The sequence below is a fragment of the Streptomyces sp. NPDC031497 genome (assembly GCF_055580905.1).
On the sequence record NZ_JBVIKO010000004.1, the window covers coordinates 222,568 to 245,330 of the forward strand.

At 71.1% G+C, this 22,763-nt stretch carries 22 protein-coding genes and 2 pseudogenes; 12 read left to right on the plus strand and 12 right to left on the minus strand.

Features of this window, described 5'->3' with window-relative positions; all coding sequences use genetic code 11:
• The first annotated feature begins 161 nt into the window (after positions 1-161).
• Positions 162-1,736, plus strand: a complete 1,575-nt coding sequence (locus tag ACZ5K7_RS09655; RefSeq protein ID WP_351711658.1) for a sodium:solute symporter family protein — start codon at positions 162-164, stop codon at positions 1,734-1,736.
• A 105-nt stretch (positions 1,737-1,841) separates the two neighbouring features.
• On the opposite strand, the gene ACZ5K7_RS09660 is transcribed toward ACZ5K7_RS09655, so the two are convergent.
• Together ACZ5K7_RS09660 and ACZ5K7_RS09665 are read right to left on the minus strand one after the other, a co-directional pair.
• The gene (locus ACZ5K7_RS09660; RefSeq protein ID WP_468912221.1) at positions 1,842-2,798 is read right to left on the minus strand and encodes an SDR family NAD(P)-dependent oxidoreductase; all 957 of its coding nucleotides are present in this window, start codon (positions 2,796-2,798) and stop codon (positions 1,842-1,844) included.
• 212 nt (positions 2,799-3,010) lie between these two features.
• A complete protein-coding gene (locus tag ACZ5K7_RS09665; RefSeq protein WP_468912223.1) occupies positions 3,011-3,766 on the minus strand; it encodes an SDR family oxidoreductase in 756 nt (251 codons plus the stop codon).
• Between the two features lie 171 nt (positions 3,767-3,937).
• On the opposite strand from ACZ5K7_RS09665, the gene ACZ5K7_RS09670 reads away from it, so the two are divergent.
• Entirely contained in the window at positions 3,938-4,780 is an 843-nt protein-coding gene (locus tag ACZ5K7_RS09670) for a helix-turn-helix transcriptional regulator (protein ID WP_468912225.1), read from the plus strand.
• A gap of 51 nt (positions 4,781-4,831) precedes the next feature.
• Here the strand turns inward: ACZ5K7_RS09670 and ACZ5K7_RS09675 are convergent, their stop codons facing one another.
• Both ACZ5K7_RS09675 and ACZ5K7_RS09680 read right to left on the minus strand, forming a co-directional pair.
• Positions 4,832-5,947 (minus strand): ADP-ribosylglycohydrolase family protein, encoded by a 1,116-nt coding sequence (locus tag ACZ5K7_RS09675; RefSeq protein WP_351711766.1) that lies wholly within the window; start codon positions 5,945-5,947, stop codon positions 4,832-4,834.
• 175 nt (positions 5,948-6,122) lie between these two features.
• Positions 6,123-6,368 (minus strand): hypothetical protein, encoded by a 246-nt coding sequence (locus ACZ5K7_RS09680; RefSeq protein ID WP_468912227.1) that lies wholly within the window; start codon positions 6,366-6,368, stop codon positions 6,123-6,125.
• A 95-nt stretch (positions 6,369-6,463) separates the two neighbouring features.
• Between ACZ5K7_RS09680 and ACZ5K7_RS09685 the strand changes: the two are divergent.
• Positions 6,464-6,694: pseudogene (locus ACZ5K7_RS09685) on the plus strand (Scr1 family TA system antitoxin-like transcriptional regulator); the annotation flags it as partial.
• Positions 6,691-6,879 (plus strand): DUF397 domain-containing protein, encoded by a 189-nt coding sequence (locus ACZ5K7_RS09690; protein ID WP_468912229.1) that lies wholly within the window; start codon positions 6,691-6,693, stop codon positions 6,877-6,879. The pseudogene ACZ5K7_RS09685 and the gene ACZ5K7_RS09690, both read left to right, overlap by 4 nt.
• Here the strand turns inward: ACZ5K7_RS09690 and ACZ5K7_RS09695 are convergent.
• Entirely contained in the window at positions 6,844-9,486 is a 2,643-nt protein-coding gene (locus ACZ5K7_RS09695) for a tetratricopeptide repeat protein (RefSeq protein ID WP_468912231.1), read from the minus strand. The two genes, ACZ5K7_RS09690 and ACZ5K7_RS09695, sit on opposite strands and share 36 nt — an antisense overlap.
• An 85-nt stretch (positions 9,487-9,571) precedes the next feature.
• Here ACZ5K7_RS09695 and ACZ5K7_RS09700 point away from each other — a divergent pair, with 85 nt between their 5' ends.
• A complete protein-coding gene (locus tag ACZ5K7_RS09700) occupies positions 9,572-10,006 on the plus strand; it encodes a VOC family protein (protein ID WP_468912233.1) in 435 nt (144 codons plus the stop codon).
• Positions 10,007-10,046: 40 nt separating this feature from the next.
• On the plus strand, positions 10,047-10,547 hold the full coding sequence (locus ACZ5K7_RS09705) for a DUF2165 domain-containing protein (RefSeq protein WP_468912235.1): 501 nt from the start codon (positions 10,047-10,049) through the stop codon (positions 10,545-10,547).
• Here ACZ5K7_RS09705 and ACZ5K7_RS09710 read toward each other — a convergent pair.
• A complete protein-coding gene (locus ACZ5K7_RS09710) occupies positions 10,535-11,134 on the minus strand; it encodes an NADPH-dependent FMN reductase (RefSeq protein WP_351711644.1) in 600 nt (199 codons plus the stop codon). The two genes, ACZ5K7_RS09705 and ACZ5K7_RS09710, sit on opposite strands and share 13 nt — an antisense overlap.
• Before the next feature lie 103 nt (positions 11,135-11,237).
• Here ACZ5K7_RS09710 and ACZ5K7_RS09715 point away from each other — a divergent pair, with 103 nt between their 5' ends.
• Complete coding sequence (locus ACZ5K7_RS09715) at positions 11,238-12,077, plus strand: helix-turn-helix domain-containing protein (protein ID WP_468912237.1); 840 nt, start codon at positions 11,238-11,240, stop codon at positions 12,075-12,077.
• Between the two features lie 133 nt (positions 12,078-12,210).
• Here the strand turns inward: ACZ5K7_RS09715 and ACZ5K7_RS09720 are convergent, their stop codons facing one another.
• From ACZ5K7_RS09720 to ACZ5K7_RS09730, 3 genes are all read right to left on the minus strand, one after another.
• A complete protein-coding gene (locus ACZ5K7_RS09720; protein WP_351711640.1) occupies positions 12,211-12,780 on the minus strand; it encodes a hypothetical protein in 570 nt (189 codons plus the stop codon).
• Positions 12,781-12,893: 113 nt separating this feature from the next.
• Positions 12,894-15,506: a bifunctional FO biosynthesis protein CofGH gene (locus tag ACZ5K7_RS09725; RefSeq protein ID WP_351711638.1), complete on the minus strand. Its 2,613-nt coding sequence runs from the start codon at positions 15,504-15,506 to the stop codon at positions 12,894-12,896.
• 201 nt (positions 15,507-15,707) lie between these two features.
• On the minus strand, positions 15,708-16,553 hold the full coding sequence (locus ACZ5K7_RS09730) for an LLM class F420-dependent oxidoreductase (protein WP_351711636.1): 846 nt from the start codon (positions 16,551-16,553) through the stop codon (positions 15,708-15,710).
• A 154-nt stretch (positions 16,554-16,707) separates the two neighbouring features.
• Between ACZ5K7_RS09730 and ACZ5K7_RS09735 the strand changes: the two genes are divergently transcribed.
• The 3 genes from ACZ5K7_RS09735 (at position 16,708) to ACZ5K7_RS09745 (ending at position 19,528) form a co-directional block, all read left to right on the plus strand.
• Positions 16,708-18,228 (plus strand): CehA/McbA family metallohydrolase, encoded by a 1,521-nt coding sequence (locus ACZ5K7_RS09735; RefSeq protein ID WP_468912240.1) that lies wholly within the window; start codon positions 16,708-16,710, stop codon positions 18,226-18,228.
• Positions 18,229-18,374: 146 nt separating this feature from the next.
• A complete protein-coding gene (locus tag ACZ5K7_RS09740; protein ID WP_468912241.1) occupies positions 18,375-18,590 on the plus strand; it encodes a hypothetical protein in 216 nt (71 codons plus the stop codon).
• A 170-nt stretch (positions 18,591-18,760) separates the two neighbouring features.
• Positions 18,761-19,528 carry a hypothetical protein gene (locus ACZ5K7_RS09745; protein ID WP_468912242.1) on the plus strand — a complete coding sequence of 256 codons (768 nt, stop codon included), beginning with the start codon at positions 18,761-18,763 and terminating at the stop codon, positions 19,526-19,528.
• 129 nt (positions 19,529-19,657) lie between these two features.
• On the opposite strand, the gene ACZ5K7_RS09750 is transcribed toward ACZ5K7_RS09745, so the two are convergent.
• Positions 19,658-20,485, minus strand: coding sequence for an endonuclease/exonuclease/phosphatase family protein (locus ACZ5K7_RS09750; RefSeq protein ID WP_468912597.1), 828 nt, complete (start codon positions 20,483-20,485; stop codon positions 19,658-19,660).
• Positions 20,486-20,595: 110 nt separating this feature from the next.
• Here ACZ5K7_RS09750 and ACZ5K7_RS09755 point away from each other — a divergent pair.
• Positions 20,596-20,823 (plus strand): annotated as a pseudogene (locus ACZ5K7_RS09755) (nitroreductase family deazaflavin-dependent oxidoreductase); the annotation flags it as partial.
• A 19-nt stretch (positions 20,824-20,842) separates the two neighbouring features.
• On the opposite strand, the gene ACZ5K7_RS09760 reads toward ACZ5K7_RS09755, so the two are convergent.
• Both ACZ5K7_RS09760 and ACZ5K7_RS09765 read right to left on the minus strand, forming a co-directional pair.
• Positions 20,843-21,397 (minus strand): DUF3455 domain-containing protein, encoded by a 555-nt coding sequence (locus ACZ5K7_RS09760; RefSeq protein ID WP_351711630.1) that lies wholly within the window; start codon positions 21,395-21,397, stop codon positions 20,843-20,845.
• Between the two features lie 274 nt (positions 21,398-21,671).
• A complete protein-coding gene (locus ACZ5K7_RS09765; protein WP_468912244.1) occupies positions 21,672-22,169 on the minus strand; it encodes a hypothetical protein in 498 nt (165 codons plus the stop codon).
• A gap of 159 nt (positions 22,170-22,328) precedes the next feature.
• Between ACZ5K7_RS09765 and ACZ5K7_RS09770 the strand changes: the two genes are divergently transcribed.
• Complete coding sequence (locus tag ACZ5K7_RS09770; protein ID WP_351711626.1) at positions 22,329-22,724, plus strand: nitroreductase family deazaflavin-dependent oxidoreductase; 396 nt, start codon at positions 22,329-22,331, stop codon at positions 22,722-22,724.
• Positions 22,725-22,763 lie beyond the last annotated feature (39 nt).

Sequence of the window (22,763 nt, forward strand, 5' to 3'; positions counted from 1 at the left end):
AACGATTTTACTTTCCCTTGACCCGACGCCCGCTTGTCGTGCCCGCGTAACCGAACCCACGATGAGCGGGCACTTCGCGGCCTTCCCCGTCCCCACTCCGCTTATGCGAAGTGCCAACCAGCTGAGCGGAGTTCAGAAGGCGGACCCTGGAAGGGGGGCACATGAACGGGCTCGACTGGGCCGTGCTCATCGGCTACTTCGGCGTGATGGTCGCGATCGGCGTCTGGTCGCACAAGCGCGTGGACAACGTCAGCGACTTCTTCACGGCCGGCGGAAAGATGCCGTGGTGGCTCTCCGGCATCTCGCACCACATGTCGGGCTACAGCGCGGTGATGTTCACCGGCTACGCGGGCATCGCCTACACCTACGGCGTGACGTCGTTCATCACCTGGTCCTTCCCGATCGCGCTGGGCATCGCGATCGGCTCGAAACTCTTCGCACCGCGCGTCAACCGCCTGCGCTCCCGGCTCCATGTGGCGTCCCCCCTCGAATACCTGAAGAACCGCTACAACCTGTCCACGCAGCAGGCGCTGGCCTGGTCCGGCATGCTGCTGAAGATCGTGGACGTGGCCGCCAAGTGGGCCGCGATCGCCACCCTGTTGTCGGTGTTCACGGGCGTGTCCCTCAACCAGGGCATCCTCATCACCGGCGCGATCACCGCGGTCTACTGCACGATCGGCGGCCTGTGGGCGGACGCGCTGACCGAACTGGGCCAGTTCATCATCCAGTTGCTGGCCGGCGTCTCGATGTTCGTCGCCGTCGTCCTGAAGCTGAACGACAAGGGCATCGGCTTCTTCGACGCCTGGGACCAGCCGGCCCTGCACGGCCACGGCAAGCCGCTGGTGGGCCCCTACGGCACGGTCTTCCTGCTCGCTTTCCTCTTCATCAAGCTCTTCGAGTACAACGGCGGCATGCTCAACCAGGCCCAGCGCTACATGGCGACGGCCGGACCGAAGGAGGCCGAGCGCAGCGCCCGCCTCTCCGCGGCGCTGTGGCTGATCTGGCCGGTGGTCCTGTTCTTCCCCATGTGGATGTCGCCGCTGCTGGTCCACGCGCAGAAGCCGGACGGCTCCGACTCCTACGGCCTGATGACCGAACAGCTCCTCCCCCACGGCCTGCTGGGCCTGGTGGTCGTCGGCTTCTTCTCCCACACGATGGCGATGTGCTCCTCCGACGCCAACGCGATCGCGGCCGTCTTCACCCGTGACGTGGCGCCGGTGCTGTCGTCGCGGGCCCGGTCCTGGAGCGAACGCTCCGGCCTGATCGCGGCCCGGGTGACGACGGTGGTCTTCCTCGGCCTGTCCATGGCGGTGGCCACCCAGGTCAACTCCCCCACGTTCAAGGACATCATCACCGTGGTCATCAAGTGGGTGGCCGGTCTGATGGGCCCGATCGCGATCCCGATGATGCTGGGCCTGCTCCGTCCGTTCCGCCGCTCCGGCCCGACGGCCGCGCTCACCAGCTGGGCGGCGGGCCTGCTGGCCTTCTGGCTGGTCAACTACCCGATCAACTGGAACGTCGACGGCGGCGTACCGCTCCAGTACCAGGTGTCGGTGCCGCTGGCCGTCTCCCTGGTCCTCTACATCCTCATCGGCTACCTGAAGCCGGAGGACACCCCGGAGCGCCTCGCGATCATCGAGACCGTGAACACGGACGGGGACAGCGCGGCGGCGACGATCCCGGCGCCGGCGAGCGGGGCGGAGGACGGGGCGGTGGCGACGCGGGTGAAGGACTGAGGAAGTCCACCGCCTGCCCCTGTACCTGTACCTGCCTTGCGGCCGCGGTCACCCGACCGCGGCCGTACCCGTACGCAGGGACCGGAGGGACCGGAACGGAACCGCCTAGCGGACGAAGGACTCGGACACCGTCCACAGCCGCGCCGCGTTCCCCTGGTCCAGAGCGTAGGGGGCGACGCCGGTGACGGCGCCGGCTCGTTCGGTGACCGGCTCGGCCGGCGCGCAGTCCTCGTAGTAGCGCCCGGTGACGCCTTCCACGGTCGGCGAGGCGGCCATCAGCACCGAGGTCGCGGCACCCTGTTCCACGGACTTCTCCGGAGGCAGGGCGAGGTCGCCCGAGGCGATGACCGCGGCCACCTGCTCCATGTCCATGTTCCGGCCCAGGGACGTCGCGCCGACGTTGCCCGGCATCACCGCGTTGACCGCAATCCCGTCGCCGGCCCACCGCTCTGCGGCTCCCACGGCGAACAGGGCGATGGCGGTCTTCGACTGCCCGTAGGAGGTCCACGGGTCGTAGGGCCGGAAGCGGTAGTCCAGGTCGTCGAAGACGACCGGTGAGAAGAGGTGGCCGATGGAGCTCACCGCCACCACCCGTGCCCCGTCGGCCGCGGCGAGCGCCCGGTGCAGGCCGGTGGTGAGGGCGAAGTGGCCCAGGTGGTTGACGGCGAACTGCCACTCGTGGCCGTCGGCGGTGCGGGCGATCGCCGACGGGGACATCACGCCGGCGTTGTTGACCAGGATGTCCAGCGGACCGTCCCAGGCGGCGGCGAACGCCTCGACCGTCGACCGGTCCGCCAGGTCGATCCGCCCCACCGTCAGCTTCCCCGCCCCGGCCGGAAGTTCGGCCTCCAGCCGAGCCGCCACGCGGGCGCCCGCGTCGGTGTCCCGTACGGCCAGGGTCACGTCGGCGCCCGCGGCGGCGAGCGCGCGTGCCGTCTCCACCCCGATTCCGGAGCTGGCGCCGGTGACCACGGCCACGCGGCCGTGCAGGTCGACACCGTCGACGACCTCGGCGGCCGTGGTACCCGCCCCGAACGTGCGGGGCGTCTGAGGTGCGGACATGAGCTGATTCTCCTGACGTGATGACGTAATAGCCGTTGGCCGTGATGGCCGTGATGGCTGTGATGACGTGATGGCTGTGATGAGTGACCGAGGGCCGCGGACAGGGACCGGACGTACGGGCCGGGGGCCGGGGGCCGGGGGCCGCGTGACGGCGGCCGCGTGACGGGGGCCGGGGTCCAGGGGCCGGGGGCCGGGGCCCGGGGTTCTCGTGGCTACTGGAATGAGCCGCCGGTGACCAGCAGGGTCTGGCCGCTGACCCATGCCGCCAGGTCGGAGGCGAAGTACTCGGCGGCGTCCGCGACGTCCTCGACGGTACCCATCCGGCGGCCGATGCGTCCGGGGCGCGAGACGAACTGCCGAACCGGGTGGTCGGGGTCGAACTCGGTGAAGACGCCGGCGCCCTCGATGGCTGTCGGAAGGATCGTGTTGACCGTAACGCCCCGGTCCGCCAGCTCCTGTGCGAGAACCTCCACGGCGTAGCGCGGCGCGATCTTGCTGGACCCGTAGAGACCTTCCCGCGCGACCGGCACGGCCGTCGTGGTCGAGCCGACGTACAGGATCCTGCCGTTGTCCACGACGCGACGGGCGGCCGACTGAAGTGTGAAGAAGGTGCCCTTGGTGTTGATCGTGAACAGTCGGTCGAACTGTTCCTCCGTGATGTCGACGAAATCGATGCCGATCTCCTCGACGCCCGCGTTGGCGACGGCGATGTCGATGTTCCCGAACTCCGCGGTGGCCTCGTCGAAGAGCCGCTCGATATCGGCGACCACGGCCACGTCCGCCTGGACCGTGATCGCGCGCACACCGAGTCGCTCGATGTCGGCGGCGGTGGCCTCGGCCCGTTCCTTGTTGCCCGCGTAATTCACCACGACATTCGCGCCGAGGCTCGCATAGCGCAATGCGATCGCCCGGCCGATACCCCGTGCGGAACCTGTGATCACCGCGGTCTTTCCACTCAGATCGGTCATCGGAACGTCCTCTCCAAGACATTTCTGGCTTCCGTGACCATTTGAGGTGCCGACCGCGAAGGCAACCAGTGCCCGCTTATCCACTGTCCGCCGGTCCCCCCTTGGTGCTCCCGCTCAGGGTGGGACTGGCGGACAGTGGATACGGTCCCGGTGACGCGGCACAGTGAAGGCATGGATCAGACCGGGTTGGCGGCATTCCTTCGCAAGCGCCGCGAGGCGCTCCAGCCTGCCGACGTCGGCCTTCCCGAGGGACGCCGCCGGCGTACGCCGGGACTGCGGCGCGAGGAAGTCGCCGTGCTGTGCGAGATGTCGACGGACTACTACAGCCGCCTCGAACGCGGCCACGGCCCTCAGCCGTCCGAGCAGATGCTCGCCTCGATCGCCCGCGGGCTACGACTCACCCTCGACGAGCGCGACCACCTGTTCGTCCTGGCCGGTCACAACGCGCCGGCCCGCGCGCTGCGCACCAGCCATGTCAATCCGGGCATGATGCGCATCCTCGACGGGCTGGCGGACACGCCCGCGCAGGTCGTCACCGGCACCGGCGAGACGATCATCCAGAACCGGCTGGCCGTGGCTCTGCTCGGCGAGCAGACACACTTCACCGGGTACGAGCGAAGCCTCATCTACCGCTGGTTCCTCCACCCCGGTGAGCGCGGACGCTATGCCCCGGAGGAGCACTCCCAGCACAGCCGCGTGTACGTGGCACAGCTCCGGGCCGTCGCGTCACGCGAAGGAGCCGGCTCACGAGCGGACGTCCTCGCCCGGCGGCTCCAGGCCGACAGCCCCGAGTTCGCGGCCCTGTGGGACGAGCACGAGGTCGGCATCGTCTACAGCGACCACAAACACATCATCCACCCCGAGATCGGGCCGATCACCGTGTTCTGCCAGACGCTGGTCGACCCCGACCAGTCGCAGTCCCTGCTGGTCCTCACCGCGTCGCCCGGTACGGAGGACCACGACAAGCTCCGACTGCTGTCGGTCATCGCGGACCAGTACCTGACCAGCACCTGACCAGTACTGATGACACCCGATGTCACCCGATGACAGGACCGGGGCGCCGGGTCAGCCTCTCGGATAGCGGGTGAGCCAGCCCGGGGACGCGCCCGCCGGCCCGTGCAGGGCCGGACCCTGGGTCATCTCCATGGCGAAGTCGTCGGCCAGCTCCAGGATCGTAGGGCGGCCCTCCAGTTCGGCCACCCAGGCCGGCGGGAGGGCCGTCTCGCCGTGCAGGGCGCCGAGCAGGCCGCCGGTGAGGGCGCCGGCGACGGCGGAGGGTCCGGCCTGGTTGACGGCGAGGCACAGCCCGTGCCGCACGTCCTCCCCGACGAGGGCGCAGTACACGGCCGCGGCGAGCGTCCCGTCCGCCGCCCCGTCCCCGGTCAGCTCCTCGACCCGGGCCGGGGAGGGCATCCCCTGCCGTACGGCGCCGAGCGCGTGCTGCAACGCGTCGGAGACGGGCTGGTGCCCCGGCCTGGCGGCGAGGATGGCGAGGGACCGCTGGACGGCCCCGTCGAGGGAGTCGCCCCGGGCCAGCGCGTGCACGATCACCGCGTACGCGCCCGCCGCCAGACAGGCGGTCGGATGCCCATGCGTCTGCGCCGCGCACTCCACGGCCAGCTGCACGACGAGCTGCGGCTCCCAGCCGACGAGCAGCCCGAACGGCGCGGACCGGGCGACGGCCTCCGACCCTATGTCGTCGGGGTTCTTCGGCGACTCAAGGGTCCCCATGGTCTCGTCCCCGAGCCCGATGAGCAGCGCCCGGGTCGGATCTCTCCTGGCGTACAGCCACTCCTCCCGGGCCAGCCACCCGTCGTCCTTCCGCCGCTCGTCGGGCCCCCAGTCCCGCTGGGTGGCCGCCCACCGCAGATAGGCGCGATGCAGGTCGGTGGGCGGATGCCAGGCGCCGGTATCCCGTCTCACCTGGGCTCTTATCAACCCGTCCACGGTGAACAGGGTCAGCTGGGTGTGATGGGTCACGGTCCCGCGCCGCCCGTACCCGAACCCGAGATCGACCAGCCCCTCCGGCCCGTACGCCGCCCGGATCTCCTCCAGCGTCAGCCCGTCCACGGGCCCGCCGAGCGCGTCCCCCACGGCAGCACCGAGGAGGGTTCCCCGCACCCGGCTCCGGAAGTCCTGCTGCTCGACACGACCCCAGACGGCACCCACTGTCGCACCCACCATGACCTCCTCACGGGCACCGTCCGTACGTACGACAGCCAGCACTGTAATCGACCGGGAACGGTCCGTTCAGGGGGCAGTTAGGTATGCGAAGTGTGGGTTGTGTGGTCCCAAGTGGCCGGTTTTCGGCCAGGTAGGGGAGGTGGGCGGGGTTGGTCGGGCGACGCGGCGGGCGTCAGCCGTACCAGGTGACGTTGCACACGTACACACACTCGTGGCGCGGTACGGGCAGAGAACTGATGAAGCCGCGGCCACCGAGGATGTCGAACTCTCGCAACCCGCCCTCCCGGTCGAGTGGCCTACCGATCTTCACGGAGTCCTGCCCAAGGGCTGCCAGTTCGGCCGCAAGCCGCTCCACTTCCGCAACCACTCCGGGCGGCAGGCCGGCCATGACGTACTCGGCGCTCGGGTTGCCGGGCACGGGGCTCAGGGGCCTCGGCGGCCTCGACCGCCGCGCGGCGCGGCCTGTTGTACGCGAACGTCCGGGTCACGACCCGGCCCGACGGAAGACGTTCCTTGCCCACGGACCGTGAGGACCACGCGGGAATGGGCGGCTCGCTCCAGCTGCTGAAACTCCGGGACGGCAAAACGCTCGGGCACTCGGAGGCCCAGCTGCACAGTCGCCTGATCAGTGATCCCCGGGAAGTACAGATCCTGGAGATGCGCTATCGAATGATCCGGGCGCAGGCTCTCACGCCCCGGGAGTCGCTGGCCTTCATTGACAAAGCGCTGGGAGAAAAGGCATGACCCCCACCGCGCTGAACTGGTTCAAGAGCAGCTACAGCAGCAACGACGGCCCCGAGTGCGTCGAGGTCGCCATATCCCCCGTCACCACCACCGTCCACGTCCGCGACTCCAAGGACAAGGACGGCGCGCGGCTCGCGTTCGGGGACGCCTCATGGGTCGAGTTCATGGCGTTCGCCAGGCGCTGATCGCCCGGCGAGGAGTTCGGTCAGGCGCTCGGTGATGTCGGCCCGTTCGGCCGCCGGGAGTTCCGGGTGCGTGGTGTCCAGCCCGTCCCGAAGCCGCGTGAGGCGGTCCCACGACTCGCCGTTCACCAGTTGTCGTATGCGGATACGCAGGACAATCTGATGTGACTGCCAGTGGTCGGGGTCGAGGGCCTGCATGCGGGCGGCATCGGACGCGGCCCTTTCGAGCGTGCCGAGCGCGAGGTACGTTCCGGCTCGCTGCCACAGTGCCCAGAAATACTCCGGGTTGAGTTCCAGTGCGCGGTCCAGGTCGGCCAGTGCCCGATCCGGTTCGCCCATCGCCGTTCGGCAGGCTCCGCGGCTCGCGTACGCCGAGGCGTACTCGCCGTTCAGGGCGAGGGCACGGTCGTAGTCCGCGAGAGCGGCTTCGTGGCGACCGGCACGGACCAAGGCGTCGCCACGCTCGCACAGCACCCACGGCAGGTCACGCTCCAGGGCGACGGCGCGGTCCAGGTCGGCAAGGCGTCGTTCGTGATCGCCGCGTGTTCGCCAAAGACGCGCTCGGCGTACCAGGGCCCACCCGAACTCCGGTTCCAGGTCGAGCGCCCGGTCCAGGTCCGACATCGCCGAGTCGAGGTCGCCGAGCTGGTGCCGGGCGACTCCTCGGACCGCCCACGCCGTCTGTCTCGTCGGATCGAGCTCGATCGCCGTGTCCAGATCCCGCAGGGCCGCTTCGAAGTCCCCTGTCATCCGGTGGTAGTCACCTCGGATGGCGAGGAGTCTGGCGGTGTCCGGGACCAGCCGGACGGCCACGTCCATGTCGGCCACGGCTCCTGCGTAGTCACGCTGGTTCGCTCGCGCCACTGCCCGGCCCTCGTACGCCGACGCCGACGCCGGGTCGAGTTCGATGGCCCGGTCGAACTGGTTCAGGGCCGCGGCATGCTCCCCCGCGGTGCCGAGCACGGCTCCCCGTACTTTGTACGCCGCGGCTCGCCCCCGCGCATCGAGGCTCCCCTTCGCCAGCAGCACCCCCAGCGCTTCGAGGACCCCGCCGCTGTCCAGCGCCGCGAGCACGTCGCTCCCCAGGACACCGGTCTTCTCCGCATCCGCGTCCTCGCCCGCCTGTACCAGGGTCCGTGCCCACCGCCGCGCCACCGCATCACCCTCGGCACAGGCATCCACCAGGTCCCGTGACACCGCGGGCAGCGGGGACGGGGGCCCCGCGCACAGCAGGTGATACGACTCGGCGAGGCGGAGCTCCCGCCACCGTTCGTCGGGCCACAACTCATCCGGGTGCCGGTCCGTCTCGGCCTCCGCTCGCCATCGGCCGAACGCTTCGGCGAGGCGGGTGTGGCTCTCCCGCCACCAGCGCGGAGAACGCAGGCGCTGCAGGCGGAGCATCGGGGCCCGTACGACGTCGTGGTACTGCACGCCTTCCACGCGCTCGCTCACGAACGGCATGCCCATCAGCCAGGCGAACAGCGACCGGGCGTCGTCCTCGGGACAGTCCACGGCCGTCCGGAACACGTCCTCGTCCAGCTGCCGGGGCAGCGCGCCCGCCAGCGCGGCGGCTCTGCGCACGGGGTCCCGCTCCCATTTCAGGAACCGGTCGACCGCCGTGGCGCTCGGATCCCCCACTTCCTCGGGGCCGACGGGCCCGGACTCGGCCAGGGTGGAGACGAGCACCGGAAGCCCGCCCGTCAGCCGCAGCACCTCGGCGACCACCGGTTCGTCCCGCACCCCCTTGTCCGCGAGCAGCCCCCGGGCCTCCGCCTCCGTGAACGGGCCGAGCGGCAGGTCCGTCCTGAAGTCCACGAAGCTGCCCCAGCGGGCCGTGTCGAACGGGTGCTGGCCGGAGGTGACCACGACGACGTTGGCGGGGAGGGCGCCGTACCGGTCGGTGGTCATCACGTCGTGCAGCCAGGGGTCGAGGAACGGGCCGGTGCGCTCGTAGGTGTCGAGGAAGAGGACGATCCAGGGGGCGATGTCGGCCGCCCCCGCCAGCTCCGACAGCAGTACGGGAGTGAGCACCCGCTCAGGGGACAGCACTAGTTGGGCGTCCTCCTGGCTGCGGAAGCGGGCTCGGAGCCGGTCGGCGCCCTGGGCGAGGCGGTCCGTGTCCAGAGCGGCGGCGAAGGCGCCGGCCACCGGGACCATCCCGAGCCCCACCTGCGCCGCCCGCGCCACCGTCAGGCTTCCCGCCGACGGCCCCTCCCGCTCCTCCGGTCCGCCCATCACCAGGGCGGACTCTGCCTCGTGCCGCCGCTCCCGATGCGCGGCCAGCAGCCGCTCCAGCTCCTTGAACCGCCGTCCTTGCGTGGCGAATCGACGCGTCATCGCCGTCATCGCCTCGGGCACACTGGCCGCGCCCTCGTCGACGTACGCGGTCAGCGCCCCGGTCTCCCGGGCGATCTGCTCCAACTCCCTTACCAGGCGGGTCTTCCCGACGCCGGCGTCACCGTGCACATGGAAGAGGAACCGGTGTCGCTCGTCCTCCGGTGGCAGGGCGAGGTTCCGCCGGAACGCGGCCCGCTCGTGGACCCGCCCGACGAACCCGGCCCTCCGGCGCCGCTCGATCAGCTCCTGCATCGACGGCCGTGTCGACCCCATCAGAACCACCCCCGCAGCCGCTCCGGGCAAAGTCTGGCAGAGGCTCCGGCGGCCAAACGGCCATCCCCCCTGGTATGTTGCGCCGATGTCAGAGATCAGGAAGTTCCAAGTCACCTTTGACTGCGCGGAACCCGAGCGGCTCGCTCGCTTCTGGTGCGAGGTGTTGGGGTACGTCGTGCCACCGCCACCGGAGGGGTTCGCCACCTGGGACGACTACAACTCCTCGCAGCCGCCGGAGCAGCGGGATGCGTGGTTCGCCTGCCTCGATCCCACCGGGGTGGGCCCGCGCCTGTACTTCCAGCGTGTCCCCGAGGGGAAGGTCGTCAAGAACCGGGTGCATCTTGACGTGCGGGTCGGCACCGGCCTCGTGGGTGCGGAGCGCCTCGCCGCGCTTGAGGCCGAATGCGCGCGACTGGTCCCGCTCGGCGCGGTACACGTGCAAACGCTGTATGCCGACGGCGTCAACGAGTCGTGCATCCCGATGCAGGACATCGAGGGCAACGAGTTCTGTATCGACTGAGCAGGGGGTGTGAACGGCGAGGAGCGGGAAGGACCGTGGCATGTCCACCTCCCACGCGCCTCGTGCGCTCTCGCTCGCCGCTGCCCTTCTCACCGGCACCGTCGCTCTCTACATCGCCCTCGTCGCCCTGGGGAACATCACCGACTTCGGCACCAACCAGGCGTTCGTCCAGCATGTGCTGGCCATGGACACGACGTTCAAGGACGACGACCTGATGTGGCGGGCCATTACCAACAGAGGGCTGCAGAACGCCGCTTACGTCGTCATCATCGTGTGGGAGACCGTCGCCGCGCTCGTACTCGTCGCCGGGACCGCGCTGTGGTTCCGGCGTGACAACGGCCGGGCGCGGCGGCTGTCCACCTACGGTCTGCTGATGCTCGTGCTGCTCTTCGGCGCCGGGTTCATCGCCATCGGCGGTGAGTGGTTCTCCATGTGGCAGTCCAAGACCTGGAACGGTCTCGACGCGGCGACCCGGGTGCTGGTGCTCACCGGGATCGCGCTCGTCGTCGTACAGCTGAGCCCTGCGGATCAGGAGGGATAGGGCGCCGCCTCACGGCCCGCGCGCAGGGTGGCCGTCCACCACGCCAGTTGATCCAGCAGGGTCTTGGCGTAACCCGCCGTCCCGGCGTCCAGCGGGCGGCCGTCCTGCCACGCGGTGAAGTAGTTCGGGAAGGCGAGGCCGTCCCGGACGGTCACCGCGTGGAGTTCCGTGAGCACGTTCTCCAGGTGCAGCACCGCGTGCCGGCCGCCCGCCGCGCCGCCGTAGCTCACGAACGCGACCGGCTTCGCCGCCCACTGGTCGAAGTGCCAGTCGATGGCGGCCTTCAGCGCCGCCGGGTAGCTGTGGTTGTACTCGGGGGTGACGATCACGAACGCGTCCGCCGCCGCCAGGGCCGCCGTCAGGGACCGCATTCCGGAGGGGCGGGGGTAGGCGTCGCCCGAGTGCTTCGGTGACTCGGCGGGGAGCGCGAGAGGAATGTCGTAGGCGGCCAGGTCCACGACCTCCACCTCGAACCCGCCGTGGGTGCGCGCCTGTTCGGCCACCCACTGAGCCACCACCGGGCCGAATCGGCCCTCCCGGACGCTTCCGATCAGAATCACGAGCCTGTGCCGCTTGTTCTCATCCATGGACTTCACCATCGGGGACCCGCGCGGCCCCAGCCAGACCGAGGCCAGGCTGGCCCCCGCAGGGCCACGCTGAGCGACACCCGCCCCGCCTATCCTCGACGGCATGGGGACACCACTGGGGGACTTCGTCCGGGCGAAGCGGGACAGTATCCAGCCGGCGGCGCTCGGGCTGCCCGAGCGCGGGCGTCGCCGGTCGCCGGGGCTGCGCCGGCTCGACCTCGCCAACCGGGCCGGGATCAGCGTCGAGTATCTGACCCGTATCGAGCAGGGGCGGGACCGCCATCCGTCGGTGGCCGTGGTCAACGCCCTCGCCGACGCCCTCAGCCTCGACCCCGCCGAGCGGACCCATCTGCGCTATCTCACCAAGATCACCGGCGGTGAGTGCGTGTCCCACCCCCGGCCCGCGCCCCCGAACCGTGAGGTACGGCCCACCGTCAGGGAGACACTCCGCCTCCTCGACCCCGGCCTCGCCCTGGTCACCAACCGGCTCGGCGACATCCTCGCCCGCACCGGCGCCTACGAGACGGTGATGAGGGAGACCGGGCTGCTCGACGCCGGCGACACCCCGAACCTCACCCGGTACGTCTTCACCGACCCCCGCGCCCGCGCCCTCTTCCGCGACTGGGAGGACATCGCGGACGAGCAGGCCTTCGACATCCGGCTCGGGCCGTCCATCGAGAACTCCGAGTGGTTCACGACCGAACTCGCCCCGGTCGCCGGGCCCGAGTTCACCCGGCGCCTCAACCGGCACACGATCCCGAAACGCGGCATGCTGCGCCTCGCCCACCCGGCCGGCCCCGAACTCCGGCTGCGCCGCCAGACTCTCGAACTCACCGAGGACGCCCAGCAGTTGGTCGTCCTGCTGCCCGCGGACGAGGAGACGGCGGAGGCCGTCGAGCGACTCCGCCGGCTCCCGGCCCCAAGACTGCGCGCCATCTCCTGACGGATCCGACGGCCGGTGAAGGCCACTGACGGCTGCCGGTGGCGGCACCGGCGCTACTGACAGCCACTGACAGCCACTGACAGCTACTGACAGCCACCGACAGCCACCGACAGGCACCGACAGGCACCGACAGCTACTTGACCACCGTCACCTTGGTGTTCGGCTCCGTGCCGAACGTCCACAGGGCCGCGCCGTCCGCCTTGTGCATGCGGATGCCGCTGGTCTGCTTGCCTGCGGCGGGCGGCGGGGACGAGCCGTCGACCGCGTTGGAGAAGGCGATCGACAGCCCCGACTTCCCGGCGAAGTACAGGATGTGCTCGATCTGGACGCCGTCCGAGCCGGTCGTGGCGGACAGGGTCCTGGAGATCGTGTAGGTGCCGGGGTCAGGGCTCACCGTCCCCGGCCACACCGTGAACGTGCGGATCGCCTTGTCGCTCGCGTCGACCGTCCACACCCGCTTGTCGCCGAGCGAGTAGACGATCCGGCGGCCCGTGCCGGAGGCGGCCGGCACGGCGGGGGCCTTCGTGGGCTTCGGGGACGCGGAGGGGTGGGCGCCCGCCGACGCGCTCGCGGACGGCCGGACCGCCGCGGCCGTGGGGTGCGGCCCCTTGTCGGCCTGTACGGCGAGGAGGACGACGGCCACCGTCGCCCCGGTCGTCAGACCGGTGACCCAGACCCAGGAGGGCAGCAGTCGGGCAGCCACGGGTACGCATCTCCTCCGTTATGAGGGCCCCCTACGTATTCGCACAGGGGTCGGATCATCGTACTGTGCGCTGCCCGCCCGCTCGGTCCGCTCCCGGTCCGGTCCCGGCCCGCTCAGTCCAGCACCGGCAGCAGCTCCGGCAGGTGCCCGTCGGACGCCTCCGCCGCCCGCCGGCGCTCCTCCGACACCTCGCCGTACACCGTCGTACGGGGCCTCGCCGGACGGCCCGCCGCCTCGGCCACGGCGATCAGGTCCCGTACCGACTTGTACGAGCCGTACGACGAGCCCGCCATCCGCGAGATCGTCTCCTCCATCAGCGTGCCGCCCAGGTCGTTCGCGCCCGAGCGGAGCATCTCCGCCGCACCCTCCGTGCCCAGTTTCACCCAGCTTGTCTGGATGTTCGGGATGTAGGGGTGGAGGAGGAGCCGGGCCATCGCCGTCACCGCCCGGTTGTCACGCATGGTCGGACCGGGGCGGGAGATGCCTGCCAGGTAGACGGGGGCGTTGGTGTGGATGAAGGGCAGGGTCACGAACTCCGTGAAGCCGCCGGTCTGCTGCTGGATGCGGGCCAGGGTGCGCAGGTGGCCCAGCCAGTGGCGGGGCTGGTCGACATGGCCGTACATCATCGTGGACGAGGAGCGGATGCCCACCTCGTGGGCGGTCGTGACGACCTCGATCCAGGTGGCGGTGGGAAGCTTGCCCTTGGTCAGGACCCAGCGGACCTCGTCGTCCAGGATCTCCGCCGCCGTCCCGGGAATGGTGTCCAGGCCCGCCTCCTTCGCCGCGGTCAGCCACTCCCGGATCGACATGCCGGTGCGGGTCGCGCCGTTCACCACCTCCATCGGCGAGAAGGCGTGCACGTGCATGCCGGGGACCCGCTCCTTCACCGCCTTCGCGATGTCGAAGTACGCCGTGCCGGGCAGGTCGGGGTGGATACCGCCCTGCATGCAGACCTCGACCGCGCCGAGGTCCCACGCCTGCTGGGCCCGGTCGGCGACCTGGTCCAGGGAGAGGGTGTAGGCGTCGGCGTCCGTGCGGCGCTGGGCGAAGGCGCAGAACCGGCAGCCGGTGTAGCAGACGTTGGTGAAGTTGATGTTGCGGGTGACGATGTAGGTGACGTCGTCGCCGACCGCCGACTTCCGGACGTCGTCGGCGATCCTGGTCAGCGCGTCCAGCGCCGGGCCGTCCGCGTGGAACAGGGCGAGGGCCTCGGTGTCCGTCAGCTTCGTGGGGTCGTCGGCGGCGGTCGCCAGGGCCTGGCGGACGTCCGTGTCGATGCGCTCGGGTGCCATGCCGGGGGCGGCCGCCTCGCGCAGGGCGCCCCAGTCGCCGTACACCTCGTCGAAGTCGTCTCGGCGGTCGCCGGTACGGCCCTCGGTGTCGATGGTGGTGTGCAGGTCGGTGCGGCCGGTCGCGACGAAGACCTCCTCGGGCTCCTGCCACGGGTGGCCCTCGACGGTCGCGTCCGCCCGCGCCAGCCCCGTCTCCGGGTCGGCCAGCGCGGCCACGTGCGGGCGCAGCCGCGGGTCCAGCCAGGGCTCGCCGCGGCGGACGAACTCCGGGTACACGCAGAGACGTTCCCGCAACTCGAAGCCGGCGGCCCGGGACCGTTCGGTGAGCTCCTCGATCTGGGGCCAGGGGCGTTCGGGGTTGACGTGGTCGATCGTGAGCGGGGAGACCCCGCCCCAGTCGTCGATGCCGGCCGCGATCAGGCGTTCGTACTCGCTGTCGACGAGGTTGGGCGGTGCCTGGATGTTGCCGGCCGGGCCCATGACGAGACGGGCCACCGCGACCGCCGCGACCAGTTCGTCCAGCTCGGCGTCGGGCATGCCGCGCATCGCCGTGTCCGGCTTGGCGCGGAAGTTCTGGATGATCAGTTCCTGGACGCCGTGGTACGACCGGGCCACGCGGCGCAGTGCGAAGAGGGACTCGGCCCGCTCCTCGTACGTCTCGCCGATGCCGATCAGGATGCCCGAGGTGAACGGGACCGAGGAACGGCCCGCGTCCTCCAGGACCCGCAGCCGGACGGCGGGCTCCTTGTCGGGGGAACCGTGGTGCGGGCCGCCGGGCTCGGACCACAGCCGGGTGGCCGTCGTCTCCAGCATCATGCCCATGGACGGCGCGACCGGCTTCAGCCGCTGGAAGTCGGTCCAGGACAGCACGCCCGGGTTGAGGTGGGGCAGCAGGCCGGTCTCCTCCAGGATGCGGATGGAGATGGCCCGGACGTAGGCGATCGTGTCGTCGTAACCGTGCGCGTCGAGCCACTCGCGCGCCTCCGGCCAGCGGTCCTCCGGCTTGTCGCCGAGGGTGATCAGGGCTTCCTTGCAGCCGAGGGCCGCGCCCTTGCGGGCCACGTCGAGGACCTCGTCCGGGGACATGAACATGCCGTGCCCGGCCCGGCGGAGCTTGCCGGGGACGGTGACGAACGTGCAGTAGTGGCACTTGTCGCGGCACAGGCGGGTGAGGGGGATGAAGACGCTCTTCGAGTACGTGATGACACCCGGGCGGCCCGCCTGTTCGAGACCGGCGTCGCGTACCCGGGCGGCGGACGCGGCGAGGTCGTCGAGTGCCTCGCCGCGCGCCTGGAGCAGAACGGCGGCCTCGGAGACGTCGAGGGCGACGCCGTCCCGGGCGCGTTTGAGGGCGCGACGCATGGAGTTCTCGGTGGGGCCGGTACCGCCGGGGCGGTCGGTGGGGCCGGTTCCGGGAGTCGCGGAAGTCGTCATTCCTTGAGCATACGTTCGGGCTCGGCGGGTTCAGTGGGGGCTGGGGGGCGTGCGGTACGTGGGCACGTGCCGGTGCGCGACGGCTGGTCGCGCGGTTCCCCGCGCCCCTGAAGGGGCGCTTGCTGCAGCGCCCCTTGCTTTCAGGGGCGCTTTCAGGGGCGCGGGGAACCGCGCGAGCAACCCCCACCCACCCGCGGACGACTACAGATACTCCGCGTACGCGTCCAGCACCCCCAGCACCTCCCCCTCCCCCGCCGGAGGCAGCTGCACCACGACCTCCTCGATGCCCAGTTCGGCGTAGTGCGCGAGCTTCCCGGCGCTCGGGAAGACGGCGTACGGCACCACCTGAAGCGCCGCCGGGTCGCGCCCAGCGTCCGCCCACACGCCCCGCAGGACCGGCAGCGACTCGGTGAGCCCGCGCCCCCCGATCGGCAGCCACCCGTCGGCGTACTCCGCGATGTGCGCGAACAGCTTCGGCCCCGCCGCCCCGCCGACCAGCGTGCGCGGACCGACGACCGGTCCGCGCGGCTTCTGGACGGGCTTGGGATACGCGGAGGACGCCCGTACGCTCCCGAACTCCCCCTCGTAGGCGGTCGGCTCGTCCGTCCACAGCGCCCGCATCAACGCCATCCGGTCCCGGCCCAGCTCCCGCCGCGTCCGCCAGGCCACGCCGTGGTCCGCGGCCTCCTCGACGTTCCAGCCGAAGCCGACGCCGAGCGTGAAGCGGCCGCCGGACAGGTGGTCGAGGGTGGCGATCTGCTTGGCGAGGTCGATCGGGTCGTGCTGGGCGACCAGGGTGACGCCGGTGCCGAGGCCGAGGCGTTCGGTGACGGCGGCCGCCTGGCCGAGGGCGACGAAGGGGTCGAGGGTACGGCCGTACTCGCGGGGCAGGTCGCCGCCGACCGGGTACGGGGTGGTCCGCTCGACCGGGATATGCGTGTGCTCGGGCAGGTACAGCCCGGCGAAACCGCGTGTTTCCAGCTCACGGGCGAGCCGGACGGGGGTGATGGTCTCGTCGGTGAGGAAGATCGTGACGGCTATACGCATGGGCCATCTGTACCGGGGGTGGCTCGATATGTCCATACCGACTGGTCGGCATCACCCGCCCCATCTTTCACACGGCTCCGCACATGCGATACGGATGCCTGTGGATTCCCTGTCCTTCCATGGGAGTTCACGTCGGGAGAGGAGAGTCACCGGCATGTGTGAGGACACGCACGGCATCGGCAGACGGGCACTGTTCGTGACGGGCGCGGCGGCAGCCCTTACGTTGGGAAGCGTGAGCTTCGCAGCGGCGGACGGTCAGGGCCAGGGGACTCCGGGGACCCAGGAGACGAAGACGGTACGCGGCACGCTGCCGCCCGGCTGCCCGGACTTCGTGTACGTCCCGGTCGAGGTCCCCGCCGGCGTCCGGGAGATCAAGGTCTCCTACACCTACGACCGGCCGAGCGTCCCGGCCGGCACCACGGGCAACGCGCTCGACATCGGCCTCTTCGACCAGCACGGCACCGAGCTGGGCGGCAAGGGCTTCCGGGGCTGGTCGGGCGGGGCGCGCACGGAGTTCTTCGTCCGCGCCGACGACGCGACCCCCGGCTACATCCCCGGCCCGGTGCACGCCGGCACCTGGTATGTCGCCCTCGGCCCCTACACGGTCGCCCCGCAGGGCCTGACCTACGAGCTGACGATCACGCTGACGTACGGCGAGCCCGGCACCCCCGTCCGCCCCGTGTACCCGCCGTCCCGCGCGAAGGGCCGGGGCCGGGACTGGTACCGCGGCGACTGCCACCTGCACTCCTGGTACTCCGACGGCCGCCGCACCCCCGCCGAGATCGCGGCCCTCGCCCGCGCCGCCGGTCTGGACTTCATCAACTCCTCGGACCACAACACGCACTCCTCGCACGCGCACTGGGCGGACCAGGCCGGCGACGACCTGCTGATCATGCTCGGCGAGGAGATCACCACCCGCAACGGCCACGTCGTCGCCCTCGGCACGGACCCCGGGACCTTCGTCGACTGGCGCTACCGGGCCCGCGACAACCGGTTCGGGAAGTTCGCGCACCAGATCCACAAGGCCGGCGGTCTGGTCGTACCGGCGCATCCGCACGCCACCTGCGTGGGCTGCGCCTGGAAGTTCGGGTTCGGGGACGCGGACGCGGTCGAGGTGTGGAACGGCCCCTACACCCCCGACGACGAGGTGGCCCTGTCCGCCTGGGACGCCACGCTGGTCGCCTCGGTGCGCGACAACAAGCAGTGGCTGCCGGCGATGGGCAACAGTGACGCGCACCGCGACCCGGACCCCGTCGGCGTGCCCCAGACCGTCGTCCTCGCCGACGACCTGACCCGCGAGGCGATCCAGGATGGCCTGCGCGCGGGCCGCTCGTACATCGCCGAGTCGAAGAACGTGCAGGTGAGCTTCACGGCGACGGGCGGGCGCGGTGAGCGGGCCGGCATCGGCGAGCGCCTCGCCGTCGCCGCCGACACCCCGGTGACCGTCCGCCTGGAGGCCTCCGGGGTGCCGCGCTGCACGGTCCGCCTCATCACCGACGAGGGCGTCCTGCTGACCAGCGACCCGCTCCCGGTGGCCGGCTCGGGCGTGGTCGAGTGGCAGACGACCCCGCAGTACGCGGCGTACGTCCGCGCGGAGTTGCGCCACGAGACGGCAGCGGGCCCGGTACCCGGCGCCCTGGCGGCACTGACGAACCCGATCTTCCTGGGCCGGTGAGAGAGCACACCGACGTCAACGCGCTTTCAAGGCGCGACGGGCGGCGTTGACGACGTCGTGGGCACCGGGACCGTCGTCCCCCGGCACAGGCGAGTGAAAGACGGACGTGTAACCGCCTCCGCTTGAGACACCGGCGGCAATGAACCGTGCACCCCGTCCGTGGCGTCCCCACTCACGCGGCGTGCGCAAGTCCCGGTGCGGGGGCGGACGTTGGGCACGCCGGCAGACAGCCGGACCAGAGCCGTCGCAGCACGGCGGCGGTCAACCACGCGGCCGACCGCCGGCATGTCCTGGTCGTCCGGCTCACCCAGCACGCCGACGGCGCGGTCACCAGCACACAGAAACTGGTCACCGCGCGCTGACGACCACGGCCGTCTGCCTCGCAACGGCGAGCGGAATCCTCCTCATCCCCGCTGCACCCGCCCCCCCACCGCGCCTACGACCATCATGTCGATGGCGCTCTGACAATCCCCCGGGTAAGTTGTCGATCTTCGGATGGTGGAAGCTGCCGGAGTCCCTGAATGCGAACGCCATGACGAACCCCGCCCAGCCCCCCGCACGACTTCACCTCGCTACCGCGCTTGACGGCCTGGCCGCGGCCTTCGGCGGCATGACGGCCCACCCCGACGAGCACAACTGCGAGTGCCACTGGGGCAGCGCCGAAGAACTCGCGCAGCTCAAGGTTCCGGACACGGAGCTGGACCCTGACCTCCTACGCCGCACCTGGCAGGCCCCCGACTGGAGCGACCACGCATCCGTACTACGCCGGATCCTGCCCCAGTTCGCCACGGCCCTCGTCGAAGGATCCGTCGAGCCGCTCTTCGGCCTGGAGGAAGCCGGCCGCTCGTTCGCTCGCGGTCATTGGCAGCAGTGGCCCCCCGTGCAAGCCGAAGCGGTCAGGGACTTCCTGCACGCCTGGTGGGCCCACACACTCACCGATCCCGATCCCGCGGTACCCGCGTACGAGGTCCTGGCGTTGATCACCGAGGCATCCGCCACGCTCACCCCGTGGCTCACCACATGGGAAGCGCTGACCGGCCACCCCGCCGACGACCATCTGGCCGAGGCGGCGGCGAAGTGGGAGTACGACCTGCTCGGAGACCAACTCCCCTGGGACTCCTGGGAGAACGAGAACGAGGAGGAGACACGCACCGAGCTGACCGCCTGGCTGGTCCGCAATGCCCCTGCCCGGCTCCGGGCCCACGGCGTATCAGAGGAGCTGCTCCACCGCATACGGCTGCTCGGCCTCACCGGTGTCGATCGTTGGGAGGACCCGCACTGGCCCGGCCACCGCTACTGATCCACCGAACCACGCGGTGCTCCCTGCCCTCAGCAGGGAAGTGAGACAACCCTGGTCGCCCGGTGCCCCGCTGGGCGGACCACATCATCCCGAGGCCGACAAAGGCCGCCACCGTGGTCACGGCCGTCATCACCAGTTCGCACGGCCGCCCCAGCCCAGATCCGCGACGACCGCCGCGTGGTCCGACGGCCACACCCCGTCGACCGGCCCGTCCCCGGCCCGCCGCACCCTCTTGATCGTCCCGATGCCGTCGGGGCCGGCCGGTGCGCCGACGTGGATGTAGTCGACGCGGACGCTGGGGCCGAGGCTCGGACGGACATACGGGTTGGCGTTGTCCCAGGTGGCGGAGGGGGCGGTCGGGTCGGCGTACTCCCAGGCGTCCAGGAAGACCTGGCCCGGTACGACAGGTGCGGTGCGGACCCCGCAGAACCGGCGGATCTCGTCGGAGTCCGGCCAGGCGTTGAAGTCACCGGTGACGACGGGCGGGAAGTCGGTACCCGCACGGTGCGCGGCGACGAACTCGGCCAGCGCGGTGACCTGTTCGCCGCGTACGGCCGACAGGTGCAGCTGCGAGGTCAGGTGGACGGTGAAGAAGGGCACGTGGTGGGCGGGGGCGGCGAGGCGGGCGTAGAGAGCGAGGCGTCCGTCGTCGAGTTCCGGTGGCGCCGGGAGGCGCAGCACCGCACTCTCCAACACTGGCCAGCGGCTGAGCACCGCGTTGCCGATCTCGGTGCCCGGCTCCCCGATCCGCCGCTGCCAGCGCTCGGAGGCCGGGGAGGCGGCCCAGGCCCAGTGCAGACCGAGTTCACCGGCGAGCCACCCGGCAAGGTTCTCGCCGTCGGCCGCCCACACCTCCTGCAGGCCGATCACGTCCGGCCGCAGCTCACGCAGCACGGCGAGGATCGCCTTCTGCCGTTCCGCCCAGGGCCCGAAGCGCCACCACAGGTTCCAGGTCATGATCCGCACGGGCCACCGTCTCTCCTCGGGGAGGCGTAAGAGACATTGAAGAGGACACCGGCGCCGAAGGACGGCAGAAGAGAAAACCGAGGAACCGCGTCGGACCGGATCCCTTCCAGACCCTGCTGGAGACCACCGGACGGGTCTCCGGGAGCCCCGGCGCATCCCGCCGGGTGCGGGTGCGGATCGGTGGGCGGTGGCACCACGGCACCGCCCACCTGCCGCCCGACGGCGACCCGGTCGCCCCTCCGCGCACCCTGCCCCGGGGCGACACCGCGGCCGTGAAGGCGCTGGGGACACGGCTGCTGACGATCCGGGTCGATCTCGGCGACCAGTGACCAGCGGCCAGCGGCTAGGTCACGCGGTCGCCTTGTAGAACGCGTACGTCGCCGAGTACGGCACCGACACCTGGTCGGTGCCGGTGCAGGCGGCGGCCGGGGCGACGCCGCCCTCCGTGTTCAGGCGCTGGACGTAGGTGACGCCCTCGAACGTCCCGGCGCCGCGGGTGGCCGTGGCCTTCAGGAGCAGCTCGGGGATGGTGCCCTCCTTGGGGGAGGTGACGAGCGCCGAGGCGTTGACCGCGCTGCCGTCGACCGTGGAGACCCAGACCGGGCCACGGGAGTGCAGGGCGACCGGGCGGTGGGCGCGGTCCCTCTTGTCGGAGAGGGTGGCGGCGGGCTCCAGGAGCTTCCAGGCGCCGTCGGTGCAGGTGTAGGTCTGTACGCCGTGCGCGGAGTAGACGCCGGTCAGCTTGTTGCCGTCGGGCACCGCCAGCGCGGCGGGGGCGTGCACCGCCGGGAGGGCGGCGGGCTTCGCGGACGAGGCCTGGACGGCCGTCGTGCCGAGCAGCGTGGCGGCGGCCGCGGCGGCGACGGCCGTGGTGGTCAGGGCGATTCTCTTGGCGTGCTTCATGGAGTGGTCTCCAAGGATTTCGTGCGTGGCAGAGGAGCAGAGGAAGGGAGCGGCCGGACATCGACGAAACGGAAACCGGCCGTCCCCCTTGTCTGTCCGAACGCTACGGATCCGCCACCGCTTCCGGAGCCGATTGCCCGATCCCTGCCCGCGCAGGACGCCTCCTGGACCCCAAAGGGCAAGCGAACAGCCCTCGTTGACACCTCACCCCGTCCAGACCGAGGTGCGGCTCGGTTGCCCGCGCGGCGCAGGCAAGACCCCCGGAAACCGAGGGCTAGCCTTCGGCCCACTTGCGCAGCAGCGCCTCGCGTTCCTCGCGGGGCGGGGTGCCGTCCGCGTGGTCCCGGCGCCATGCCAGCAGGTCGGCGACGGTCGTGCGGCCGTCGGCGAGCCGGGCCAAAAGGGTGCGGGAGAGGTCGTACTCGACCGGCTGGTAGATGCCGCCGGCGACGGCCGAGAGAACGCTCACCTCGACGGTGTCCTCGGCGGTCTCCACCCGCACGGTGTAGGCGGGCGGAAGTTCGCCGTCGCCGGTCACCGCCACGAGCAGCGAGTCGATGGCCATGGACACCAGGCGCCGGCCGGCGGACCGCACGGGCACGTCACGGACGTCGATCCGCCGCACCTCGCTCCAGCTCCGGTACGTGCCGTGGCCGGTCCCGAGGGCTTCGACGCCGTCCTCCGTCAGTCGTACCCCGGACGCCGTGCCGACGGGCTCGGCCCCCAGGTACACGGCGTCCTCGGTGATCCAGAACAGGCCGACCAGGGCCATCGGTGCCTCCAACGAAAGTGCCTGCTGTCGGCATGAGAGACGGCATCGGCGGCCACCCGGTTTCCCGATGCCGCAAGCACCTCGCGTGCGTGTCGGGGACCATGGAAGAAATAAAAGCAAAGGCAGCTACGGCAGCAACCATGAGGAGTCGCACGGACCATGCCCCGCCCCACCGACACCCGTTTCCGCGCCACCACCGCCTTCCAGCGTCATGTCGCCAATCCGCTGACCCGGCTCCTCCCCTTCCAGACCCTCCTGGAGACCACCGGGCGCACCTCCGGGCTGCCCCGCCGTACGCCGCTGGGCGGCCGGCGGGTCGGCGGGGCCTTCTGGCTGGTGTCGGAGTTCGGCGAGCACTCGCAGTACGTCCGCAACATCAAGGCCGACCCGAGGGTGCGGGTCCGCATCGGGGGGAAGTGGCACGCGGGGACGGCCCATCTCCTGCCCGACGACGACCCGGTGGCCCGGCTGCGCACCCTGCCCCGGGGCAACAGCGCGGCCGTACGGCTGCTCGGGACGAACCTGCTGACGGTGCGGGTGGACCTGGACGGCTGAGCGGGCCAGGGGTGCCGGCCGCCGGACCCGACCCGCTCT